The following is an 18,218-nucleotide window of genomic DNA, read 5'->3' as shown; positions in this document are numbered from 1 at the left end:
TGTCATTCCGCGGCTCTTGCCATGGGCGCACCCCCCGCCCGGATCACCGCCAGAAGCTCTTCGCGCCGCTTGGCCGCCCGCTGCTCATTGGCCTGCTTCACAGGTCCAAACCCCTTGATCTGCAACGGCAATTCTGCCAGCGCCAGAACCGCATCGCGTGTCGCCGGGGTAAGTTGTGGCAGCACTTCCTGCATATCCGCCTCGTACTGCGCAATCAGCGCCCGCTCCATCTGCCGCTCTTGGGAACGGCCGAAGGGATCAAGGAACGTGCCCCGCAAAAACTTGAGCCGCGCCAGCACAGCAAAACCGCGCAACATGCTTTCCCCAAAGACCCTTTTCTGCGGCCGCCCGTCGGACCCCGTCTTGCTGAGAAGTGGCGGCGCCAGGTGGAACCGCATCCTGAACCCTGGCTCGAATTGCTCTGCCGCCTTTTCGCGGCTTTGCAGGTGCAGGCGTGCCACTTCGTATTCGTCCTTGTAGGACAACAGCTTGTGGTACCCTTTTGCCACAGCCTCCTTCAGTTTCGGATCCGTGATCCCGTCCACCAATCCACGATAACGCCGGGCCAGACGTTTGCCCTGATAGGCCACAAGATGCTCTGCGCGGAAGGCAATCCGCTCCTCAGGTGTCTTCGGCATCCGCACCACTTGCGGCGCACTCAGCCGCGCCGCTTCTGCGCTGTGCAGCACGGCCCAGCGACCGATCTCAAAGGCGCGCAGGTTCTTTTCCACAGCAGCGCCGTTCAATTCGATGGCCGCAACGATGGCCGCCTTGGTCAGCGGCAAGAGACCCCGTTGCCACGCCGCGCCAAGGATCATCATGTTGGAAAAGATCGAATCTCCCATCGTCGCCCGCGCCAGTTCCGAAGCATCGAACATATCCAGCCGATCCTGAAGCCGCGCTTCGAGAGCGAGCTTCAACCGATCGGTCGGCAAAGAGAATTCCGTGTTTCGGGTGAATTCGCCAGTGATGATCTCGTGGCTGTTCACGACGCCACCGGTATGGCCCGTGCGCATCAGCCCCAGGGTCTTTGCTCCGGCCGAGACCACGAGATCTCCGCCAATCAGCGCGTCACACTCGCCAGTTGCGACCCGTATCGCACTGATGTCCGACGGTTTTTCTGCAAGACGGCAATGAATATGCACCGCGCCGCCCTTTTGGGCGAGCCCGGCCATCTCCATCATTCCGGCGCCCTTGCCCTCAATCTGTGCCGCCTGTGCCAGAACCGCGCCGATGGTCACCACCCCGGTGCCGCCAACCCCGGTCACGACCACATTCCAGGTGCCTTCAATCCCTGGCAGCTTCGGATCCGGCAGGTCCGGCAAATTCAGCTCGGTGGTTCCCCCCCGCCGCACCTGCGCACCCTCCAGGGTGAGGAACGACGGGCAAAAGCCCTTGAGGCAAGAATAATCCTTGTTGCAGGATGACTGGTCAATCGCCCGCTTGCGACCCAGTTCGGTCTCGACCGGCACGATCGAGACACAGTTCGACTGTACACCGCAATCACCGCAGCCCTCGCAGACGTCGGTGTTGATGAACACCCGCTTGTCCGGATCGGGAAACTTGCCCCGCTTGCGGCGGCGCCGCTTCTCCGCCGCGCAGGTCTGGATGTAGACAATCGCCGACACCCCCTCGTGCTGGCTGAACGCCTTCTGCACAGCCTCCATCTGCGCGCGCTCGTGCACCTCGACGCCGGTGGGAAACCCTTTGGGATCGACCTCTTCCTTTTCGTCGTAGACCACCGCCACATGCGGCACATTCATCGCCACCAGTTCGCGCACGATCTGCTGTGCCGTCAGCCCGCCGTCGTTTTTCTGACCCCCGGTCATCGCCACCGCGTCGTTGTAGAGAATCTTGTAGGTGATCGTGGTGCCCGCCAGCAGCGCCGCGCGGATCGCCTGCACCCCGGAATGGTTGTAGGTTCCGTCACCCAGGTTCTGGAACACATGGCCGCGTCTGGAAAACGGTGCCTCGCCGATCCAGTTCGCGCCTTCGCCGCCCATATGGGTGAAACCTGTGGTTTCGCGGTCCATCCACTGCACCATGTAGTGACAGCCGATCCCGGCATAGGCGCGCGACCCCTCGGGCACCTTGGTGGATGTGTTGTGCGGACAGCCCGAACAGAAATACGGCAGACGGGCCGCGATCTCGGTCGCATTGTCGGCCTGACGCGCACGGTCGAGCATCTGCAACCCGGCCTTGACCCGGTCGGTGCCGCGCCCCTCTTCGATCAGGATTTCGCCCAGCCTCTGTGCAATCAGGATCGGGTCCAGCGCCCCGCGCGTCGGAAACAGTTCCGGCCCGTGCATCGACCCGGCACCGCCGCCCTTGTGCCAGCCATAGACCCGCCGACCCCGCCGATCGTTGAAGATCGCCTCCTTGATCTGCACCTCGATCAGCTTGCGTTTTTCCTCGACCACGACAATCAGGTCGAGCCCCTCGGCCCAGTCGTGAAAGCCCTGCATGTCCAGCGGAAAGGTCTGACCGACCTTGTAGGTCGTCAGCCCCAGTCGTTCGGCTTCGGTCGCATCCAGCCCCAGCAGGGAAAGCGCATGGACCAGGTCCAGCCAGTTCTTGCCCGCAGCGACAAAGCCGATCTTGGCGCCCGGCTTGCCCCAGATGCGCTTGTCCATGCCGTTGATGCGGGAAAAGGCCTCTGCGGCGAAACGCTTGTAGTCGATCATCCGCGCTTCCTGCGCGTGCGGCGTATCGCCCAGCCGAATGTTCAGGCCGCCATCCGGCATGTCGAACTCGGGCAGAAACAACTTCATCCGGTCGGCACGACCGTCCACAACCGATGTCGCCTCGACCGTGTCCTTCATGGTCTTGAGGCCAACCCAAAGGCCAGAAAACCGCGACAGGGCAAAACCGTAGACGCCATAGTCCATGATCTCCTGCACCCCGGCCGGAGAGACCACCGGCATATAGGCGTCAACCATCGCCCATTCGCTCTGGTGCAGCACGGTCGAGCTTTCGCCGGTGTGGTCGTCGCCCATCGCCATGATCACGCCGCCGTGGCGCGACGTGCCAGCCATGTTGGCGTGGCGCATCACGTCGCCGGACCGGTCTACGCCCGGCCCCTTGCCGTACCAGAGGCCGAATACGCCGTCATACTTTCCTTCGCCGCGCAGTTCGGCCTGCTGGGTGCCCCAAAGCGCGGTGGCCGCCAGGTCCTCGTTCAATCCCTCGCGGAACAGCACATCGGCACCCTGCAACCATTTGGCGGCGCGGTTCATCTGGATATCCACCGCCCCCAGTGGCGAACCACGGTAGCCAGTGACATATCCTGCGGTGTTCAGCCCCGCCGCCCGGTCCCGCGCCTTCTGAATCAACATCAGCCTGACCAGCGCCTGAGTGCCGTTCAGCAGCACCTGATCCCTGGACAGATCGAACCGGTCGTTGAGGGTTATCTCTTGCGTGCTCATCTTACGCCTCCCGTCGCTCAATGATCGTGCCTGGACCCCATTTTAGGTCACAAAAGCTGACCTTGATAGCAATTTCTCCGCCGCTTGCGAAAATTACACAAGGTTACGTCTTAAAGATGCAGCTGTTTCGTGTAGAAGGTTCCCAACATCAGAAAGTTGACCACATGGACTGGGACAAACTCAGAATATTTCACGCTGTCGCCGACGCCGGCAGCCTCACGCATGCCGGCGATACGCTGCACCTGTCGCAATCGGCGGTGTCGCGGCAGATTCGGTCGCTGGAGGAATCGCTCAACACCACGTTGTTTCACCGCCACGCGCGCGGGCTGATTCTGACGGAACAGGGCGAACTGCTGTTTGACGCCACATCGTCGATGCTGAAACGTATCGACGCTGCCACCGCGCGCATCCGCGACAGCGAGGAAGAGGTGTTCGGCGAGCTTCGCGTGACCACCACCACCGGCTTTGGCTCGCTCTGGCTGGCGCCGCGCCTTCCAAAGCTTTATGAAAAGTATCCGGATCTCAACATTGATCTGATGCTCGAGGAACGTGTGCTTGATTTGCCGATGCGCGAGGCCGACGTCGCCATCCGGATGAAAGAGCCTTCCCAGGCCGACCTGATCCGCAAGCGGCTGATGCAGATCCGGATGCGGCTCTATGCATCGCCCGAGTACCTCGAAGAGCACGGCACCCCCGAAACGCTTGAGGATATGGAGCATCACCGGCTGATCTGTCAGAACACCCGGTCGGCGCAGGTGATGGCCGGTCTCAGTCTGGTGCAGGAACTGCTGACCTACGACATCAAGTCGACCCTGACCGTGAACAATTATTTCGGGGTGTTACAGGCGGTGATCTCGAATCTCGGAATCGGGGTGTTGCCCGATTACATCATCGAAGATTTCCCCAAAGCCGTGCGGGTTCTGCCGGACGTGGAATCCGGCGAAGTTCCGGTGTTTCTGGCATATCCTGAAGAACTCCGCCAATCCAAACGGATAGCGGCGTTCCGCGACTTCGTGCAGGAAGAAATCTTTGCCCATCGCAAGACGCTCAAGTCCATGGGTCAGGTCTGACACTGTGGTATGCAGCACACGCATACCAGAAATGCTGCACCTGCGACACGAATAGACTTGATCGTTAACATGTCGGCTATTAATTCATCTGCATGCAGAGCGAAACGCTTAGCGGCGCATCATCTGCATACCTCCCTGTTGGACTTCGGCCGAGCTTTTAGCTCGGCCTTTTTTTTGGATAAATATTAGGCAGATCCGGCAGATCGCGCGCATACTCTGTGCAAAGTCAACCGACGGAGTCCGGAACCATGCCCGACAGGATCTTTTCCGAAGCAAATGAGGATCAGCGCAAATTCTGGTCCGACGGGCCGGGACTGACCTGGGTCGCACTGCGCGACGAGCTGGACACCCTTCACAGTCGGGTCGCGGACGTGATGCTCGCCGCCGCTGCCCCGCGCGCCGGCCAGACCATCATCGACATCGGCTGCGGCTCTGGCGCGACGACGCTGTGGCTGGCCAAGGCCGCGCGTCCCGGCGGCGCCGTGACCGGGCTTGATGTCTCGGACAGTCTGCTGGCGTCCGCTCGCCAGCGGGCCGAAGCCCTGGGCGCGGACGCCCCCAAGTTTGTTCTGGCCGATGCGCAGGTCTGGACGCCCGACGAACCGGTGGATCTGTGTACATCGCGCATGGGCGTGATGTTCTTTGCCGATCCTGCAGCGGCCTTTGCCAATATCCTGACCATGCTGCGCCCCGGGGGGCGGCTGGTGTTCATCTGCTGGCGCGCCCAGGGCGAAAACCCGTGGTTCGATCTGCCGATGCGGGCCGCGGTCGCGCGTCTTGGCGCCGCGGAACCCGGTGATCCCGATGGACCCGGCCCGATGTCGCTGCGCGACCCCGCGCGGATCCGCGATTTGCTGGAGCGGGCCGGTTTCTCCGAAATCAACGTCACCGCCACCGACACCAGCCTGTGGGTGCCCGGCGGATGTGCATCAGCGGCAAAACTGGCGACACGCATCGGTCCGGCGATGCGCCACATGCGCGACAAACAAGCCACCGAAGCGGATGCCTCGGCGATCCGGTCCGCGCTCGAGGCCGGTCTCCGCCAGTTTGACACCCCCACCGGGGCGGTCATTCCGGCGCGGATGAACCTCGTGAAGGCGCGACGGCCCTAACCCCTTCCCCCTTTGGCGCCCTTGCCGTAAACAGCGGCCAACACAGCCACAGGGGAGCAGAAATGCAGGAACCGGCCATCACCGACGACCTTATCGCATCCCACGGGATCAAGCCTGACGAATATCAGCGCATTCTCGACATCATCGGACGCGAACCGACCTTTACCGAGCTGGGCATCTTTTCGGCCATGTGGAACGAGCACTGTTCCTACAAGTCTTCCAAGATGCACCTGCGCACCCTGCCCACCTCTGGCCCGCAGGTGATCTGTGGACCCGGCGAAAACGCCGGTGTGGTCGATATCGGCGACGGTCAGGCCGTGGTCTTCAAGATGGAAAGCCACAACCACCCGTCCTACATCGAGCCCTATCAGGGCGCGGCCACCGGCGTCGGCGGCATCCTTCGCGACGTCTTTACCATGGGCGCACGGCCGATTGCGGCGATGAATTCGCTGTCGTTTGGCGAACCGTCCCATCACAAGACCAAACGGCTGGTTCATGGCGTGGTCGAGGGTGTCGGCGGTTACGGCAATGCATTCGGGGTTCCCACCATGGGGGGCGAGGTGCGTTTCCATTCGGCCTACAACGGCAACTGCCTTGTGAATGCCTTCGCCGCCGGCCTCGCCGACACCGACAAGATCTTCTATTCCGCGGCCAGCGGCGTCGGGCGACCTGTGGTGTACCTTGGCGCCAAGACCGGACGCGACGGCGTCGGCGGTGCGACCATGGCGAGTGCCGAGTTCGACGAGAGCATCGAGGAAAAGCGTCCCACCGTGCAGGTTGGCGATCCCTTCACGGAAAAGCGCCTGATGGAGGCGACACTGGAACTGATGCAGACCGGCGCCGTGATCTCGATTCAGGACATGGGCGCGGCCGGCCTTACCTGCTCTGCCGTGGAAATGGGCGACAAGGGTGATCTCGGCGTCCGCCTTGACCTTGAAAAGGTGCCCTGTCGCGAAAAGGCGATGACCGCCTACGAGATGATGCTCTCGGAGTCGCAGGAACGCATGCTGATGGTTCTGGACCCTTCGAAAGAAGCCGAAGCCAAGGCGGTGTTCGACAAATGGGACCTCGACTTTGCCATCGTCGGCGAAACCATTGCCGAGGACCGTTTCCTGATCGTGCACAATGGCGAGGTCAAGGCCGATCTGCCGCTCAAGGCCCTGTCCGGCAATGCGCCGGAATATGACCGCCCATGGGAGGCGACAGCGCCGTGCGAGCCAATGCTCGACGTGCCGCAGATCGACGCCCTGGACGGGCTCAAGGCGCTGTTGGTCAGTCCCAACTATTGCGCCCGCTCGTGGGTTTACGAACAGTACGACAGTCAGGTCATGGCCGACACCGTGCGCATTCCCGGCTTTGGTGCCGGGGTGATCCGGGTGCACGGCACCGGCAAGAAGCTGGCCTTCACCTCCGACGTGACCCCGCGCTACGTCAAGGCCAACCCCGAAGAAGGCGGCAAACAGGCGGTGGCCGAAGCGTTCCGCAACCTCTGTGCCGTCGGGGCCAGACCGCTGGCGAGCACCGACAACCTCAACTTCGGCAATCCGGAAAAACCCGCGATCATGGGCCAGTTCGTCGGTGCCCTGCGTGGCATCGGTGCCGCCTGCCTCGCGCTGGACATGCCGATCGTGTCCGGCAACGTCTCGCTGTACAACGAGACGGACGGCGTGGGCATCCTGCCGACTCCGACGATTGGCGCCGTGGGACTGATTGCGGACGGCGAAGCGCCGATTCTGGGCTTTGCCCGCGCCGGCGATGTGGCCATCGTCATCGGGGAAACCAGCGGCCATCTCGGGCAGTCCGCGCTGCTGGCGGAAATCTTCAACCGCGAAGACGGCGACGCGCCGCATGTGGATCTGGCCGCGGAACGGCGTCACGGCGAATTCATCCGTGACAACCGGGACCTGATCCAGTCCTGCACCGACCTGTCAGATGGTGGTCTGGCGCTGGCGGCCTTCGAGATGGCGGATGCCTCGGGTGTGGGGCTGACGCTGGACATGGACGACACGCCGACGCTGTTTGGCGAGGATCAGGCGCGCTATCTCATTGCCTGCGACTTTGACTGCGCCGAGGAATTGATGAGCCGTGCAACCGCCGCCGGCGTGCCGATCATCTCGGTCGGCAAATTCGGCGGCGAGACGGTCAGGATGGGCAATGCCGAAATGCCGCTCGAGGACCTCTCGGCGCTCTATCGCGGCAGCTTCGGTGCGATCTTCGGATAGGCCGCAACCGTCAAGAAAACGCCTGTCCGATCCCGCAGAAAAACGGCCCCGCGCAGAACGCGCGGGGCCGTAGTGTTTTACTGACATCCTGTTTCCAGGTCAGATGTTGTTGCCGTCCAGCAGCGGCGTGATCCGGCGCACGGCGGCGCGGCGGTTGGCACGCTCGGCATCCGGGGTGGGCACGATCAGATCGCTTTCGCCATAGCCCTGCACCACCAGGTTTTCCGGCGGAACATCGAAGTATTCGGTAAGGGCAAGAGCCACCGACTCGGCACGACGGTCCGACAGTGCGAGGTTGTAGCTGCCTGCGCCCACGGCGTCGGTGTGACCTTCGATCAGAAACACTTCGGACGGATTGCGGTCGATCATCTGTTTCATCGCATTGCCCAGAGCCGCCAGTTCCTCGGCTTCCTCGGGACGGATGACGGCCGAGTTGGTCTCGAAATTGACCGAGTCCACGTTGATCTCGGGCACCAGCTGGCGCACCGCGTTGATGTTGCGGATCTGGCTGAGCGAGAACGTCCGATTCACATTGACCGCCTGTGCCGCGGTCAGGGTCTCTGCCAGTTCGTTGGCGCCGATATCGCGGAACTCGACGGTGCGGCGGGTGCTGACCGTGGGCAGCGTGCTGACCTCGACGGCGGTTGACTGCTGGGTGTCATCGAACAGCAGCGCGGTCGAGCCATCCGCCAGGGTGCGCGACCGACGCAGGACGCGGCCGTCTGCGGCACGGATGGTTTCCACTTCGGTGCCGTCTTCCCGCGTCACGATGGTACGGGTCGAGCCATCCGAGTAGTTGTAGGTCTTGATGTCCGAACCGGGCTGACGCAACAGCGCGTCGTCATTCTTGATCACCCGGTACTGACCATCGCGCTCCGCTACGATCCGGTCACCGGTGTTCGCGGCGACTGTCTCGTTCTTGCGCAGGAGCGACCCGATGGCGACAGCACCGATGCCGAGAAGCGCAGCCTTCTCGAAATTGCTCAGACCCTTGTCGTCATCGTCTTTCTTTTTCTTCTTGGCCTGGACCTCGGTGCGCACTTCACCCTGAAGGTCGGTCGTGAACTCTTCGTTGGAACTGCGGGCGGTTTCGTCGGTCACGGTTTCCTCGACGACTTCCGCTTCAGCCTCGGCACCGGCTTCGGTTGCGGCCATCGCAGCGGGCGCATCCGCTTCGGCCTCGGCCTGGATCTTGGCCTGCTCTTCGGAATCCATCGGCGCGACATCTTCAACCTTGGTTGCTGCCACATCTGCGTCGGGCGCGGTGGGGTCTGTCTCGGCGTTGCCGCCCAGCCCTTGCACCAGCTCGTTCAGACGTTCCTTGAGCACGGCTTCGGGGTTAGCCTCTTCCGGCGATTCACCCGTTGTCTGGATGTCGCCCTCGGCTTCGGGTGCCGCACCGGCGGCCTTTTCGGTGTCCGCTTGCGGCGCCGTGTCGGCATCGGTGGTCACGTCCTGCTGGGCCGCCACACCGCCGTTGCCGGCTTCGGGCGACTCCGCGGCTTGCTCGGGCTCGGCGGCAGGTTCGGCCTGTGCTGCCTCGGGCGCTGCCTCGGGTGCAGGCTCGGCTTCGGTTTCGGCGGCCAGCGGCGCTGCGTCTGCCTCGGGGGTCGGCTCGGACGTCGCCGACTCCGGCGCGGTGTCGGAGCTGCCTTCGACGGTTGCGTCCGACTCGGCGGCCGCGTCAGCAGAGTCTTTCATCGATTGGCGCAGTTCCATGACCTTCGCCATGCCTTCGGCGCCAAGTTCCGCCTCGATTTCAGCCATTGCCCTGGGATCGCCTTCTGCGGCGGCCTGCAGCTTCATGCGCAGCATTTCGGCCTGCGACTCTTCGCTCTGGGCGGCATCGCCGCCAGCGCTCTGGGCAAAGCTCGGAATCGGCGCAGCGGCGAGGCTGGCGACCAGCACCATGGCTGTCGAAGATCTCAGAAATCCGGGTTTCATCGCGTTTCCTTTCGAATATCCGCATTTCACATGCGGTGCGAGGGTAGAACGCGTTTGGGGGGTGTCAGGGTTCCAACATGCCGGGCGAAACCCTGCGGCACCCTGAAACATATCTGTGATCACGCATTCAGAATACCAAGAAGACGCATCTTCTCTCCCGTGTCATCAGGGCGCGAGATCACTTCCGCGAGATCCTGCAACGACTGCACGGAATGGCCGGCCCGGAATGAATCCACATGCGGCAGCATCGCCCTGATTCCGGCGGCCTTCGGGGCGAATCCGTCCCAGCGCAACAGCGGATTCAGCCAGATCAGGCGGCGGGACGACAGGTGCAGCCGCTGCATTTCCGCGCCGAGCACGCCGCCGGTGTCACGATCAAGCCCGTCGGTGATCAGCAACACCACCGCGCCCTGCCCCATCACCCGGCGCGACCAGTCGCGATTGAAGGCATGCAACGAAGCGGCGATCCGCGTGCCACCTTCCCAGTCCTGCGCCTCGGCGCCGGCCGATTTCAGCGCCGCATCGACATCACGGGTGGCCAGATGGCGGGTGATGTTGGTCAGACGGGTGCCAAAGGTGAACGCATGCACCTTTGCCCAGCCGGCGCCCTTTTCGTTGGCCACCGCATGCAGGAAATGCAGCACCATGCGCGAATACTGGCTCATCGAGCCGGAGATGTCGCAGAGCACCACCAGATTGGGCCAGCGCGGCCGCGGCTTGGTGTGCGCCAGCCCGCGCAGTTCGCCGCCCTGCCGCATCGCCGTGCGGATCGTGCGCCGCCAGTCGGTGCGGTGCCCGTTGAGAGCGGCCATGCCACGCCGGGACGGCAAAGGCTTGACCGGCAGCTTGAGCTTGGCCAGCATCCGCTTGGCGGCGGCGACCTCGGCGGTCGACATCTGCTCGAAATCCAGACTGCGCAGCTTTTCCTCGGCCGACATGGTCATCGAGGCATCGACTTCGATCCTGGTGTCTTCCTGTTCTCCCTCATCGGGCGGCGGAGTTTCCGGGGGCTTGCCGTCCAGCAGCGCCTCGGCGGCGCGCTTTTCCGCCGCCTGGGCTGGCTTGTCCTCCTGCACGCCGCGGATCGCGGGCAGCATCATCGACATCATGTGTTCCAGATAGCGCGGGTCGCGCCAGTACAGCCGGAAGATCTGGTTGTAGACGGCACGGTGTTCGGGCCGATTCACGAAACAGGCGTGCAGGGTCCAGTAAAAGTCCTGCCGGTCGGTAAATCCCGCCGCTTCGACGGCACGGATGGCGTCGATCACCCGACCTGTCCCCACCGGCAGACCCGCCCGCCGCAGGGCGCGGGCAAAATGGGTGATGTTCTGCGCGAGCCGGGGGTTGTCGGGCAGTTCGAGCGGGATGTTTTCCGGCATGTCAGCGACTGCGGAGGCGCTGCCCCCACACCCCCGGGTTATGGCGGGCCCAAAGACACATCAGGCGGGCACCAGAGAGGCCCTGGCCTCGTCGAGGATGCGTTTGGCTTCGGAACCCTGGATTTTCTGGATGTCGTCCTGGTACTTGAGGATCGCGCCGAGAGTGTCGGAAATCACCTCGGGCGAGAGGTCGATCACATCCAGCGCCAGCAGGCATTTCGCCCAGTCGATGGTTTCAGCCACCCCGGGTTTCTTGAACAGATCCTCGGTGCGCAGGCGCTGGACAAAGGCGACGATCTCGCGGCTCAGAGTCTCGGCGGCTTCGGGGGCGCGGCTGTGCAGGATCTCGATCTCGCGATCGAAGGTCGGGTAGTCGACCCAGTGGTACAGGCAGCGGCGCTTGAGCGCGTCATGCACTTCGCGGGTGCGGTTGCTGGTCAGGATCACGATCGGCGGTTCGGGCGCGGTGATGGTGCCCAGTTCGGGGATGGTGACCTGAAAATCCGACAGTGCCTCCAGCAGGAAAGCCTCGAACGGTTCATCCGTACGGTCCAGCTCGTCGATCAGAAGGATCGGCGCACCGTTTTCATCGGGACGCATCGCCTGCAACAGCGGGCGTTCCACGAGAAACTCCCGGGAGAACAGTTCCGTCCTGAGGCTTTGCCGGTCCGCCCCGCCTGCCGCCTCTGCAGTGCGGATGGCGATCATCTGCGCGGGAAAGTTCCACTCATAGACCGCCGACGAGGCGTCGAGACCTTCATAACACTGCAACCGGATCAGGCGGCGGCCCAAAGCCAGCGCCAGCGCCTTGGCGATCTCGGTCTTGCCGACCCCGGCCTCCCCCTCGAGGAACAGGGGCCGACCCAGCTTCAGGGACAGGAAGACCACCGTGGCCAGGGCGCGTCCGCAAACATAGCCGGTTTCGGCCAGGGTGCTTTGCACGGCGTCGATGGACTGGGGTACCTGCATTATCAGCTCCTTAATGTGTGCTTCGTAGCTGCACGGCGCGCACAGTCGGGTCAATAGCGCAAAAGTCGCATGCATTGCCGCAGATCGGCGGCTTTGGCGGGGTGGCGCGGCGGCAATGCAGCGGGCTGTTCTTTCAACCCACGATTGACGTCACCGCGGCGGGGTGCGATGTTTCGATGACAAATCCATGCTACGAGGGACAAACCCCCGGGCGACAGAGGCAAACAAGCGATGAGCGACTTTCCGGCGGGCGCTGTGACATGCGCGTAACCGCCGTCACCTGCGTCAAGAATGAAGGTCCGTTCCTGTTGGAATGGATCGCCTATCATCGCCTGATCGGCGTGACCGATTTCCTGTTCTACTCCAACGACTGCACCGACGGCACCGCCGAACTGCTGGACGCCCTTGCGGCCCGCGGCGGGGTGCAGCACCTGCCCAATCCCGCCAAGGGGCGCAACTACCAGATGGAAGCGCTGAAACACGCCCGCACCCAGCCGATCGTCAGCGCAGCAGACTGGGTCTGGATCGCGGATGTCGATGAATTCCTGAACATTCACACCGGCGATCATACCATCCCGGCCCTGATCGCAGCCTGCGGCACACCGCAGGCCGTATCGGTGACCTTCCAGTTCTTTGCCAATTGCGGGGTCTGGGACTATGCCGATACGCCGGTGATCGGGCAGTTTCGCCGTTCGCACAACCCTGACCTGTGGTGCTCGGAAACAGCAATCGAGGTCAAGACGCTGGTGCGCAAGGACTTCCCCCTGCACTACTATGGCGCGCACCGGCCGTTCTTTCGCGACGGACTGGCGCCGGAACGTCACCCGCGCTGGACCGACGGATCCGGGCGCGAAGTACCGGAAAAGTTCCTTGTGGCCGCCAATCCGCGCCGGATCCGCAAGTTTCCCGCCGCCGGGGCGCGGAGGTTTGCGACGCTGAACCATTATGCGCTGCGCTCGCTGGACAGTTATCTGGTGAAAAACGACCGGGGCGACGTGAACCGCGACGGACGTACCTTTGACGACAGTTATTGGCGGATGCGCAATGATCCGGCGTGGGAGGACACGTCGATCCTGCGCCACCTGCCCGATCTGACCGCCGCGCTCGAAGAGATGAAGTCCGACCCCAAGATTGCCGAACTGCACGACAATTGTACCCGGCAACACCGGGCCCGGCGCGATGCGCTGCTGGCGGACCCCGGCAATCGGGCGATGTACGACACACTGCGGGCGGCCCCGACCCTCCCCGCAGGAGAGTTTGTTCTGATGCGGCAACTGGGGCTTGTGGCGTGACGGTGCGGGTCATCAATCTGGGCCTGCCGAAATCCGGCACCACCACGCTGGGAGTGGCGCTGCAACGCGCCGGGCTGGCGGTTGCCGATTTCAAGATCCGGCGCGGCTGCGCCCACGCGCCCGACCTGGCCGGATCCTTTGTGGCCCGCCACCTCTACGACGGTTATTTCCAGAACGGCGATCCGCTTGCGAGACTCGGTTCGTTCCAGGCACTGAGCGAGATTTCAGTTTTGAACGGGTCGCTTTGCCTGTGGCCGCAGGCCGATTTCGGGCTGATCACCGCCCTGCGCCACCGCCATCCGAGTCTGAAGTTTCTCGCCTCGCGCCGCGATGCCCGTGCCGTGTCGAGCAGCATGCTGCGTTGGTCGGATCTGGGCACGGACCGTTTGCCGCAAGGTCAGATCCCGGGGCTGCCGCGTGGTTATGGTGGCACCACTCTGGAACGGATCACCTGGATCGAGGCGCATCATGCGTTTCTGCGCATGGTTTTTGAGGGCGACCCCGCCTTTCTGGAATATGACACCGCCGACCCGCAGGCGCCTGCACAGATCGGGGCACATCTGGGCCTGCACCTTCCGTGGTGGGGCAAGGCGAACGAAAACACCCGAACGCCGGAACAGACGCTGCCGCGGGAGCATCCGGCATGAAGATCCTGCTGCACATCGGTCCCGATGCGGGCGTGACGGACCGGATACAGCACGTGCTGTCGGCGCGGCGCAATGCCCTGGCTGAACGCCGGGTGCTCTATGCCCGCGCGCCGGGTGCCCGCAACCACACGCGGCTGTTCATGGCGGTGAGCGATCCGGAGAATGTCGACGCGCTGCGCCATCATCGGGGCTTTGGGCGGGCCGAGGCACAGCAGGCGCTGCACCAAGATCTCAGCCGTGCTCTGGAAACCGAGGTGACGCGCAGCGCGCCGGACACCCTGATCCTGTCGGCACATCAATTGGGCAGCTGTCTGTTTTCGCGCACGGAAATCTGTCGCCTGCATGCGCTGCTGGCACCCTTTTCCACCGACATAAGCGTCATAGCCCATGTGGACGACCCGGCGCGGATGCTGATCCGCCGTTATGCCGGCCAGCTGATGGAGGGACGTACCCGTCCCCTCGATCTGGAACTGAACCTTGTCGATCACCCGGACTGGTGGGGCGCGGCGCTGGCCACCCGGCCGCCCCCCAATCCGGCGACCGGACAGTTCAGCGAGGTTCAGGGCGCGGTGTACTGGCTGGATTACGCACGCCTCGTGCGGGAATGGGACGCCGTCTTTGGCGCTGGTGCCACCCGTTTGAACAGCCTGCCACACGATCTGGGCCCCGAGGCTTTCAACACCCTGCTGAAGACGGATTTCGGCGTTCCCGGTGGCGCCGGTCGTGCCGACCCCGGAACCGAGTCGCCCTTGCCGTCTGCCGCCTCGATGACACGCTCCAGGCTGTTCAACGACGCTTTGACACGGTTGCTGGTGCAAAGGCCGACGGATCTGCCACGCCAGCTCTGGCGGAAGTTTCTGGGCGAGTTGCGGATCGGCGGTGCGCCGATCGACCCGGGCAGTCTTGCCGCCCTGTCCGCAAGGTTCGGCGCCGATATCGCCACGCTCTGTGAAACCCACCCTGGCCTGAATCCCGATGACATGAAGCCCGACCCCGCTTCCGACCCGTGGCAAGAGGCGGATCCCACCCGCGGTTTCCGGGCAACGCAATACCTGCTGGCCTTCGCGCCGCGAATTCGCAAGGCCGCCCGCGAGGCGCGCGGTGCAACGGCCCAACCCCTGTCTGACAAGGCCAAGCCGCGGAAACCTGTCCCGCCAGCGAAACCACCGCTCGCCTCGGGTCAGGCAGCCGGGACCGGGCACCTGCCGCCGCTGGCGCAGCAAAAACTGGCTCATTTGCTGACCTCGCCGATGGCGCCGCACAATCGCATGGGGCGCACCGACGAAGGCACCATCGCGCCGCCCTATGCCGCCGTACCGCGCCGGACGCCGAAAGCGGACACAACCGGCACCGTGATCGTTGCCTGCATGAAAAACGAAGCGCCCTATATCCTGGAATGGATTGCGCATCACCGGGCCATCGGAGTGGACAACTTTCTGATTTACACCAACGACTGCGACGATGGCACGGACGTGATCCTGGACCAGCTTCAGTCGCTCGGCGTGGTGCAGCATCGGCGCAATGACAACTGGAAGGGCAAGTCACCGCAGCAATTCGCGCTGAACCGTGCCCTGAAGGAGCCTTTGGTTCAGAAGGCGGACTGGATCATCCACATCGATGTCGATGAATTCATCAACGTGCGATGCGGCGACGGAACCCTCTCGGCGTTTCTGGATCTGGTGCCGGATGCCACCAACGTCGCCATGACCTGGCGGCTGTTCGGCCACAACGGCGTGCAGCGGCTGCGTGATGATCTGGTGATCGACCAGTTCGACACCTGTGCGCCGAAGTTCTGCCCCAAGCCGCACACCGTCTGGGGGTTCAAGACCATGTTCCGCAACATCGGCGCCTATCAGAAAATCAGTTGTCATCGCCCGAACAAGCTGTTGCAAGACTTTGAAGAAAAAGTAAAATGGGTGAACGGATCCGGCGCCGACATGACCCGTGAGGTGGCTCACAAAGGCTGGCGCAATTCACGCCGCAGCATCGGCTATGATCTGTTGCAGCTCAACCACTATGCCCTGCGCTCGGCCGAAAGCTTTCTGATCAAGCGTCAGCGCGGTCGCGCCCTGCATGTGAACCGGGCCATCGGCATGAACTACTGGATCCGCATGGACTGGTCCGATGTCCGGGACGTCACGATCAAACGCAACATTCCGCGTTTACGCAATGAATACAACGCACTGATGGACGATGCTGAACTGGCCTCGGCCCATCGCAAAGGGTTTGACTGGCATTGCGAACGCGCCCGGGACCTGCATGCGACCCCCGAGTTTTCCGCCTTGTTTCACCAGACCACAACAATGAAACTCACCGAAGCCGAGCGTGCGGCCTATGCGCTGGCCCTGGATATAGAAAGCTGACATGGACAGCGAACGCACCCGCGATCCTTACCTGCATTCCCGCGGCATGAAGATCCCCAAGCACCCGGACATCACCACAGGCCGGGTGCGTGGCGCGCTCAAGGCGGACACTTACGAACGCAAGGAATGTGACGCGGTGCTGCGGATGGTGCGCGCAGGTGACACCGTGCTCGAACTGGGCGGCGGCATCGGTTACATGTCGACCCTGATCGCCACTCATAAAAAGGTACGTGCGGTGCACTGTTACGAGGCGAACCCGACGCTGATACCCTACATCCACTCGGTTCATGCCGCCAACGGCGTGGACAACGTGACCGTGCACAACGCCTTGCTGTCGCCAGGCCCCGGCCAGCCGCTGCCGTTCTACATCCGGAAAAATTTCCTCGGTTCGTCCATGGACCGCGATGCGGATGTCGAGAGCATAATCGCCACTGAGATGGTGGAACAGCGTGATATCAATGCAGTACTGAGTGACCTTAAACCAGATGTCCTGGTCTGTGACATTGAGGGCGCCGAAGCGCAGCTGCTGCCCGCCGCCGACTTGTCCTGCCTGCGGGTCGCCGTGGTCGAACTGCATCCACAGTGGATTGGCCAGTCCGGTGTTCAGGCGGTGTTCGACACCATGCACCGGGCCGGACTCACGTATTTTCCGAAAGGCTCGGAAGCCAAGGTCGTTTCCTTCAGGAAGGGCTGGTAAGGTCTTGAGAATAGTCGCGGTTCTTTGCGTTCGCAACGAAGGCGCCTTTTTGCTCGACTGGCTGGCGCATCACGGCGCTTGCGGCATCAGCCATGTTCTGGCCGTGTCCAACAATTGTGACGACGGCACCGACCTGATCCTCGACCGGCTGGCGGCACTGGGTCATGTCACGCACCTTCGCAACGACGGGCCCCATGACAAGGGCGGCATTCAGTTCACCGGGTTGAAATGCGCGGCCCAGACCCCGCAGGCCGAGAGGGCAGACTGGCTCCTGCCGCTGGATATTGACGAATTCGTCAACGTGCATGTCGGCGACCACACCCTGCCTGCGCTGATCACGGCGCTTCCGGAGGCGACAGCCATCACCCTGACCTGGCGGTTGTTTGGCAACGACGATGTTGTGCGCTACGTGGACCGGCCCGTGCCGCAGCAGTTCCTGAAAGCCGCGCCGACGGTGATGCACTGGCCGTGGCGTGCGGCGATGTTCAAGACGCTGTACCGAAACGACGGCACCTACCGTCGTCTTGGGGTGCACCGGCCCCGAAATCCTGACCCGGGCCGGATCGACACCGCACGCTGGTACGATGGCGAAGGCCGCCGCTTGGGGCCGGAGTTTGCCCGGAAACGCATCTTTTCCAATTTTGGCCAGTCCAACACGCGGCTGGCTCAGCTCAATCACTACCCGCTCGGTGCGATGGAAAGTTATGTGCTCAAGGCTGACCGGGGCCGCGCGGTGCATTCCGACGACAGGCTCGGGATGGATTATTGGGTCGAGCGCAACTTTTCCACCGCGGCCGATGCTTCGATCCAGACGCTGGCCATCCCGACAGCGCGGATCCGCGCCGCACTGGCGGCGGACCCGGTTCTGGCATCGTTACATGCCGACGCCGTGCACTGGCGCCGCGCACGGTTCCAGAAACTGATGACGCAGGAGCCGTTTCGCGCCCTGTTTGCCCGTCTGTTGATGACGCCACCATCCCGCCCGGTTTCGCAGCACGCCGCCCGGGCACTGAGGTGGCATGCAGTGCAGGGCCGAAGTTCCGACTCTGATGCGCCGCCGGAAACAGACACGTTGTAATTTCGTTGATTTGGCATAAT

At 63.2% G+C, this 18,218-nt stretch carries 12 protein-coding genes; 8 read left to right on the top strand and 4 right to left on the bottom strand.

Features of this window, described 5'->3' with window-relative positions:
• Positions 1-2: 2 nt before the first annotated feature.
• The gene (locus tag FOY53_RS11875; protein WP_146589053.1) at positions 3-3,425 is read right to left on the bottom strand and encodes an indolepyruvate ferredoxin oxidoreductase family protein; all 3,423 of its coding nucleotides are present in this window, start codon (positions 3,423-3,425) and stop codon (positions 3-5) included.
• A 164-nt stretch (positions 3,426-3,589) separates the two neighbouring features.
• Between FOY53_RS11875 and FOY53_RS11870 the strand changes: the two genes are divergently transcribed.
• The 3 genes from FOY53_RS11870 to purL all read left to right on the top strand — a co-directional run bounded on the left by FOY53_RS11870 (position 3,590) and on the right by purL (position 7,829).
• Positions 3,590-4,495 carry a LysR family transcriptional regulator gene (locus FOY53_RS11870; RefSeq protein ID WP_146589051.1) on the top strand — a complete coding sequence of 302 codons (906 nt, stop codon included), beginning with the start codon at positions 3,590-3,592 and terminating at the stop codon, positions 4,493-4,495.
• A gap of 248 nt (positions 4,496-4,743) precedes the next feature.
• A complete protein-coding gene (locus FOY53_RS11865) occupies positions 4,744-5,607 on the top strand; it encodes a class I SAM-dependent methyltransferase (RefSeq protein WP_146589049.1) in 864 nt (287 codons plus the stop codon).
• 62 nt (positions 5,608-5,669) lie between these two features.
• Complete coding sequence (gene purL / locus FOY53_RS11860) at positions 5,670-7,829, top strand: phosphoribosylformylglycinamidine synthase subunit PurL (protein WP_146589047.1); 2,160 nt, start codon at positions 5,670-5,672, stop codon at positions 7,827-7,829.
• A gap of 99 nt (positions 7,830-7,928) precedes the next feature.
• Here the strand turns inward: purL and FOY53_RS11855 are convergent, their stop codons facing one another.
• From FOY53_RS11855 to FOY53_RS11845, 3 genes are all read right to left on the bottom strand, one after another.
• Positions 7,929-9,773 carry an OmpA family protein gene (locus FOY53_RS11855; RefSeq protein ID WP_146589045.1) on the bottom strand — a complete coding sequence of 615 codons (1,845 nt, stop codon included), beginning with the start codon at positions 9,771-9,773 and terminating at the stop codon, positions 7,929-7,931.
• A 119-nt stretch (positions 9,774-9,892) separates the two neighbouring features.
• Entirely contained in the window at positions 9,893-11,152 is a 1,260-nt protein-coding gene (locus tag FOY53_RS11850) for a vWA domain-containing protein (RefSeq protein WP_146589044.1), read from the bottom strand.
• A gap of 60 nt (positions 11,153-11,212) precedes the next feature.
• The gene (locus FOY53_RS11845; RefSeq protein WP_146589042.1) at positions 11,213-12,121 is read right to left on the bottom strand and encodes an AAA family ATPase; all 909 of its coding nucleotides are present in this window, start codon (positions 12,119-12,121) and stop codon (positions 11,213-11,215) included.
• Between the two features lie 260 nt (positions 12,122-12,381).
• Here FOY53_RS11845 and FOY53_RS11840 point away from each other — a divergent pair, with 260 nt between their 5' ends.
• From FOY53_RS11840 to FOY53_RS11820, 5 genes are read left to right on the top strand one after another with little or no spacing between them, the layout of a single operon-like run.
• Positions 12,382-13,413: a glycosyltransferase family 2 protein gene (locus FOY53_RS11840; protein ID WP_146589040.1), complete on the top strand. Its 1,032-nt coding sequence runs from the start codon at positions 12,382-12,384 to the stop codon at positions 13,411-13,413.
• Positions 13,410-14,060: a sulfotransferase family protein gene (locus FOY53_RS11835; protein WP_146589038.1), complete on the top strand. Its 651-nt coding sequence runs from the start codon at positions 13,410-13,412 to the stop codon at positions 14,058-14,060. Before FOY53_RS11840 ends, FOY53_RS11835 begins: the two co-directional genes overlap by 4 nt.
• Positions 14,057-16,423, top strand: coding sequence for a glycosyltransferase family 2 protein (locus FOY53_RS11830; RefSeq protein ID WP_146589036.1), 2,367 nt, complete (start codon positions 14,057-14,059; stop codon positions 16,421-16,423). The genes FOY53_RS11835 and FOY53_RS11830 overlap by 4 nt, the downstream gene beginning before the upstream one ends.
• Position 16,424: 1 nt before the next feature.
• On the top strand, positions 16,425-17,120 hold the full coding sequence (locus tag FOY53_RS11825) for an FkbM family methyltransferase (RefSeq protein ID WP_146589034.1): 696 nt from the start codon (positions 16,425-16,427) through the stop codon (positions 17,118-17,120).
• Positions 17,121-17,124: 4 nt separating this feature from the next.
• Complete coding sequence (locus FOY53_RS11820; protein ID WP_146589032.1) at positions 17,125-18,198, top strand: glycosyltransferase family 2 protein; 1,074 nt, start codon at positions 17,125-17,127, stop codon at positions 18,196-18,198.
• The last annotated feature ends 20 nt before the right edge of the window (positions 18,199-18,218 follow it).

Source organism: Puniceibacterium confluentis (genome assembly GCF_007923445.1).
GTDB lineage: Bacteria > Pseudomonadota > Alphaproteobacteria > Rhodobacterales > Rhodobacteraceae > Puniceibacterium > Puniceibacterium confluentis.
Note: the sequence above shows the minus strand (reverse complement) of the source record. Positions and strands in the feature narration are given on the sequence as shown.

Excerpts from the sequence above, each read along its gene's own strand:
- FOY53_RS11875 (WP_146589053.1), bottom strand. The coding sequence starts at position 3,425 with ATGAGCACGCAAGAGATAACCCTCAACGACCGGTTCGATCTGTCCAGG.
- FOY53_RS11850 (WP_146589044.1), bottom strand. The coding sequence starts at position 11,152 with ATGCCGGAAAACATCCCGCTCGAACTGCCCGACAACCCCCGGCTCGCG.
- FOY53_RS11845 (WP_146589042.1), bottom strand. The coding sequence starts at position 12,121 with ATGCAGGTACCCCAGTCCATCGACGCCGTGCAAAGCACCCTGGCCGAA.
- FOY53_RS11865 (WP_146589049.1), top strand. The coding sequence starts at position 4,744 with ATGCCCGACAGGATCTTTTCCGAAGCAAATGAGGATCAGCGCAAATTC.
- purL (WP_146589047.1), top strand. The coding sequence starts at position 5,670 with ATGCAGGAACCGGCCATCACCGACGACCTTATCGCATCCCACGGGATC.
- FOY53_RS11830 (WP_146589036.1), top strand. The coding sequence starts at position 14,057 with ATGAAGATCCTGCTGCACATCGGTCCCGATGCGGGCGTGACGGACCGG.
- FOY53_RS11825 (WP_146589034.1), top strand. The coding sequence starts at position 16,425 with ATGGACAGCGAACGCACCCGCGATCCTTACCTGCATTCCCGCGGCATG.
- FOY53_RS11870 (WP_146589051.1), top strand. The coding sequence starts at position 3,590 with ATGGACTGGGACAAACTCAGAATATTTCACGCTGTCGCCGACGCCGGC.
- FOY53_RS11840 (WP_146589040.1), top strand. The coding sequence starts at position 12,382 with ATGCGCGTAACCGCCGTCACCTGCGTCAAGAATGAAGGTCCGTTCCTG.
- FOY53_RS11855 (WP_146589045.1), bottom strand. The coding sequence starts at position 9,773 with ATGAAACCCGGATTTCTGAGATCTTCGACAGCCATGGTGCTGGTCGCC.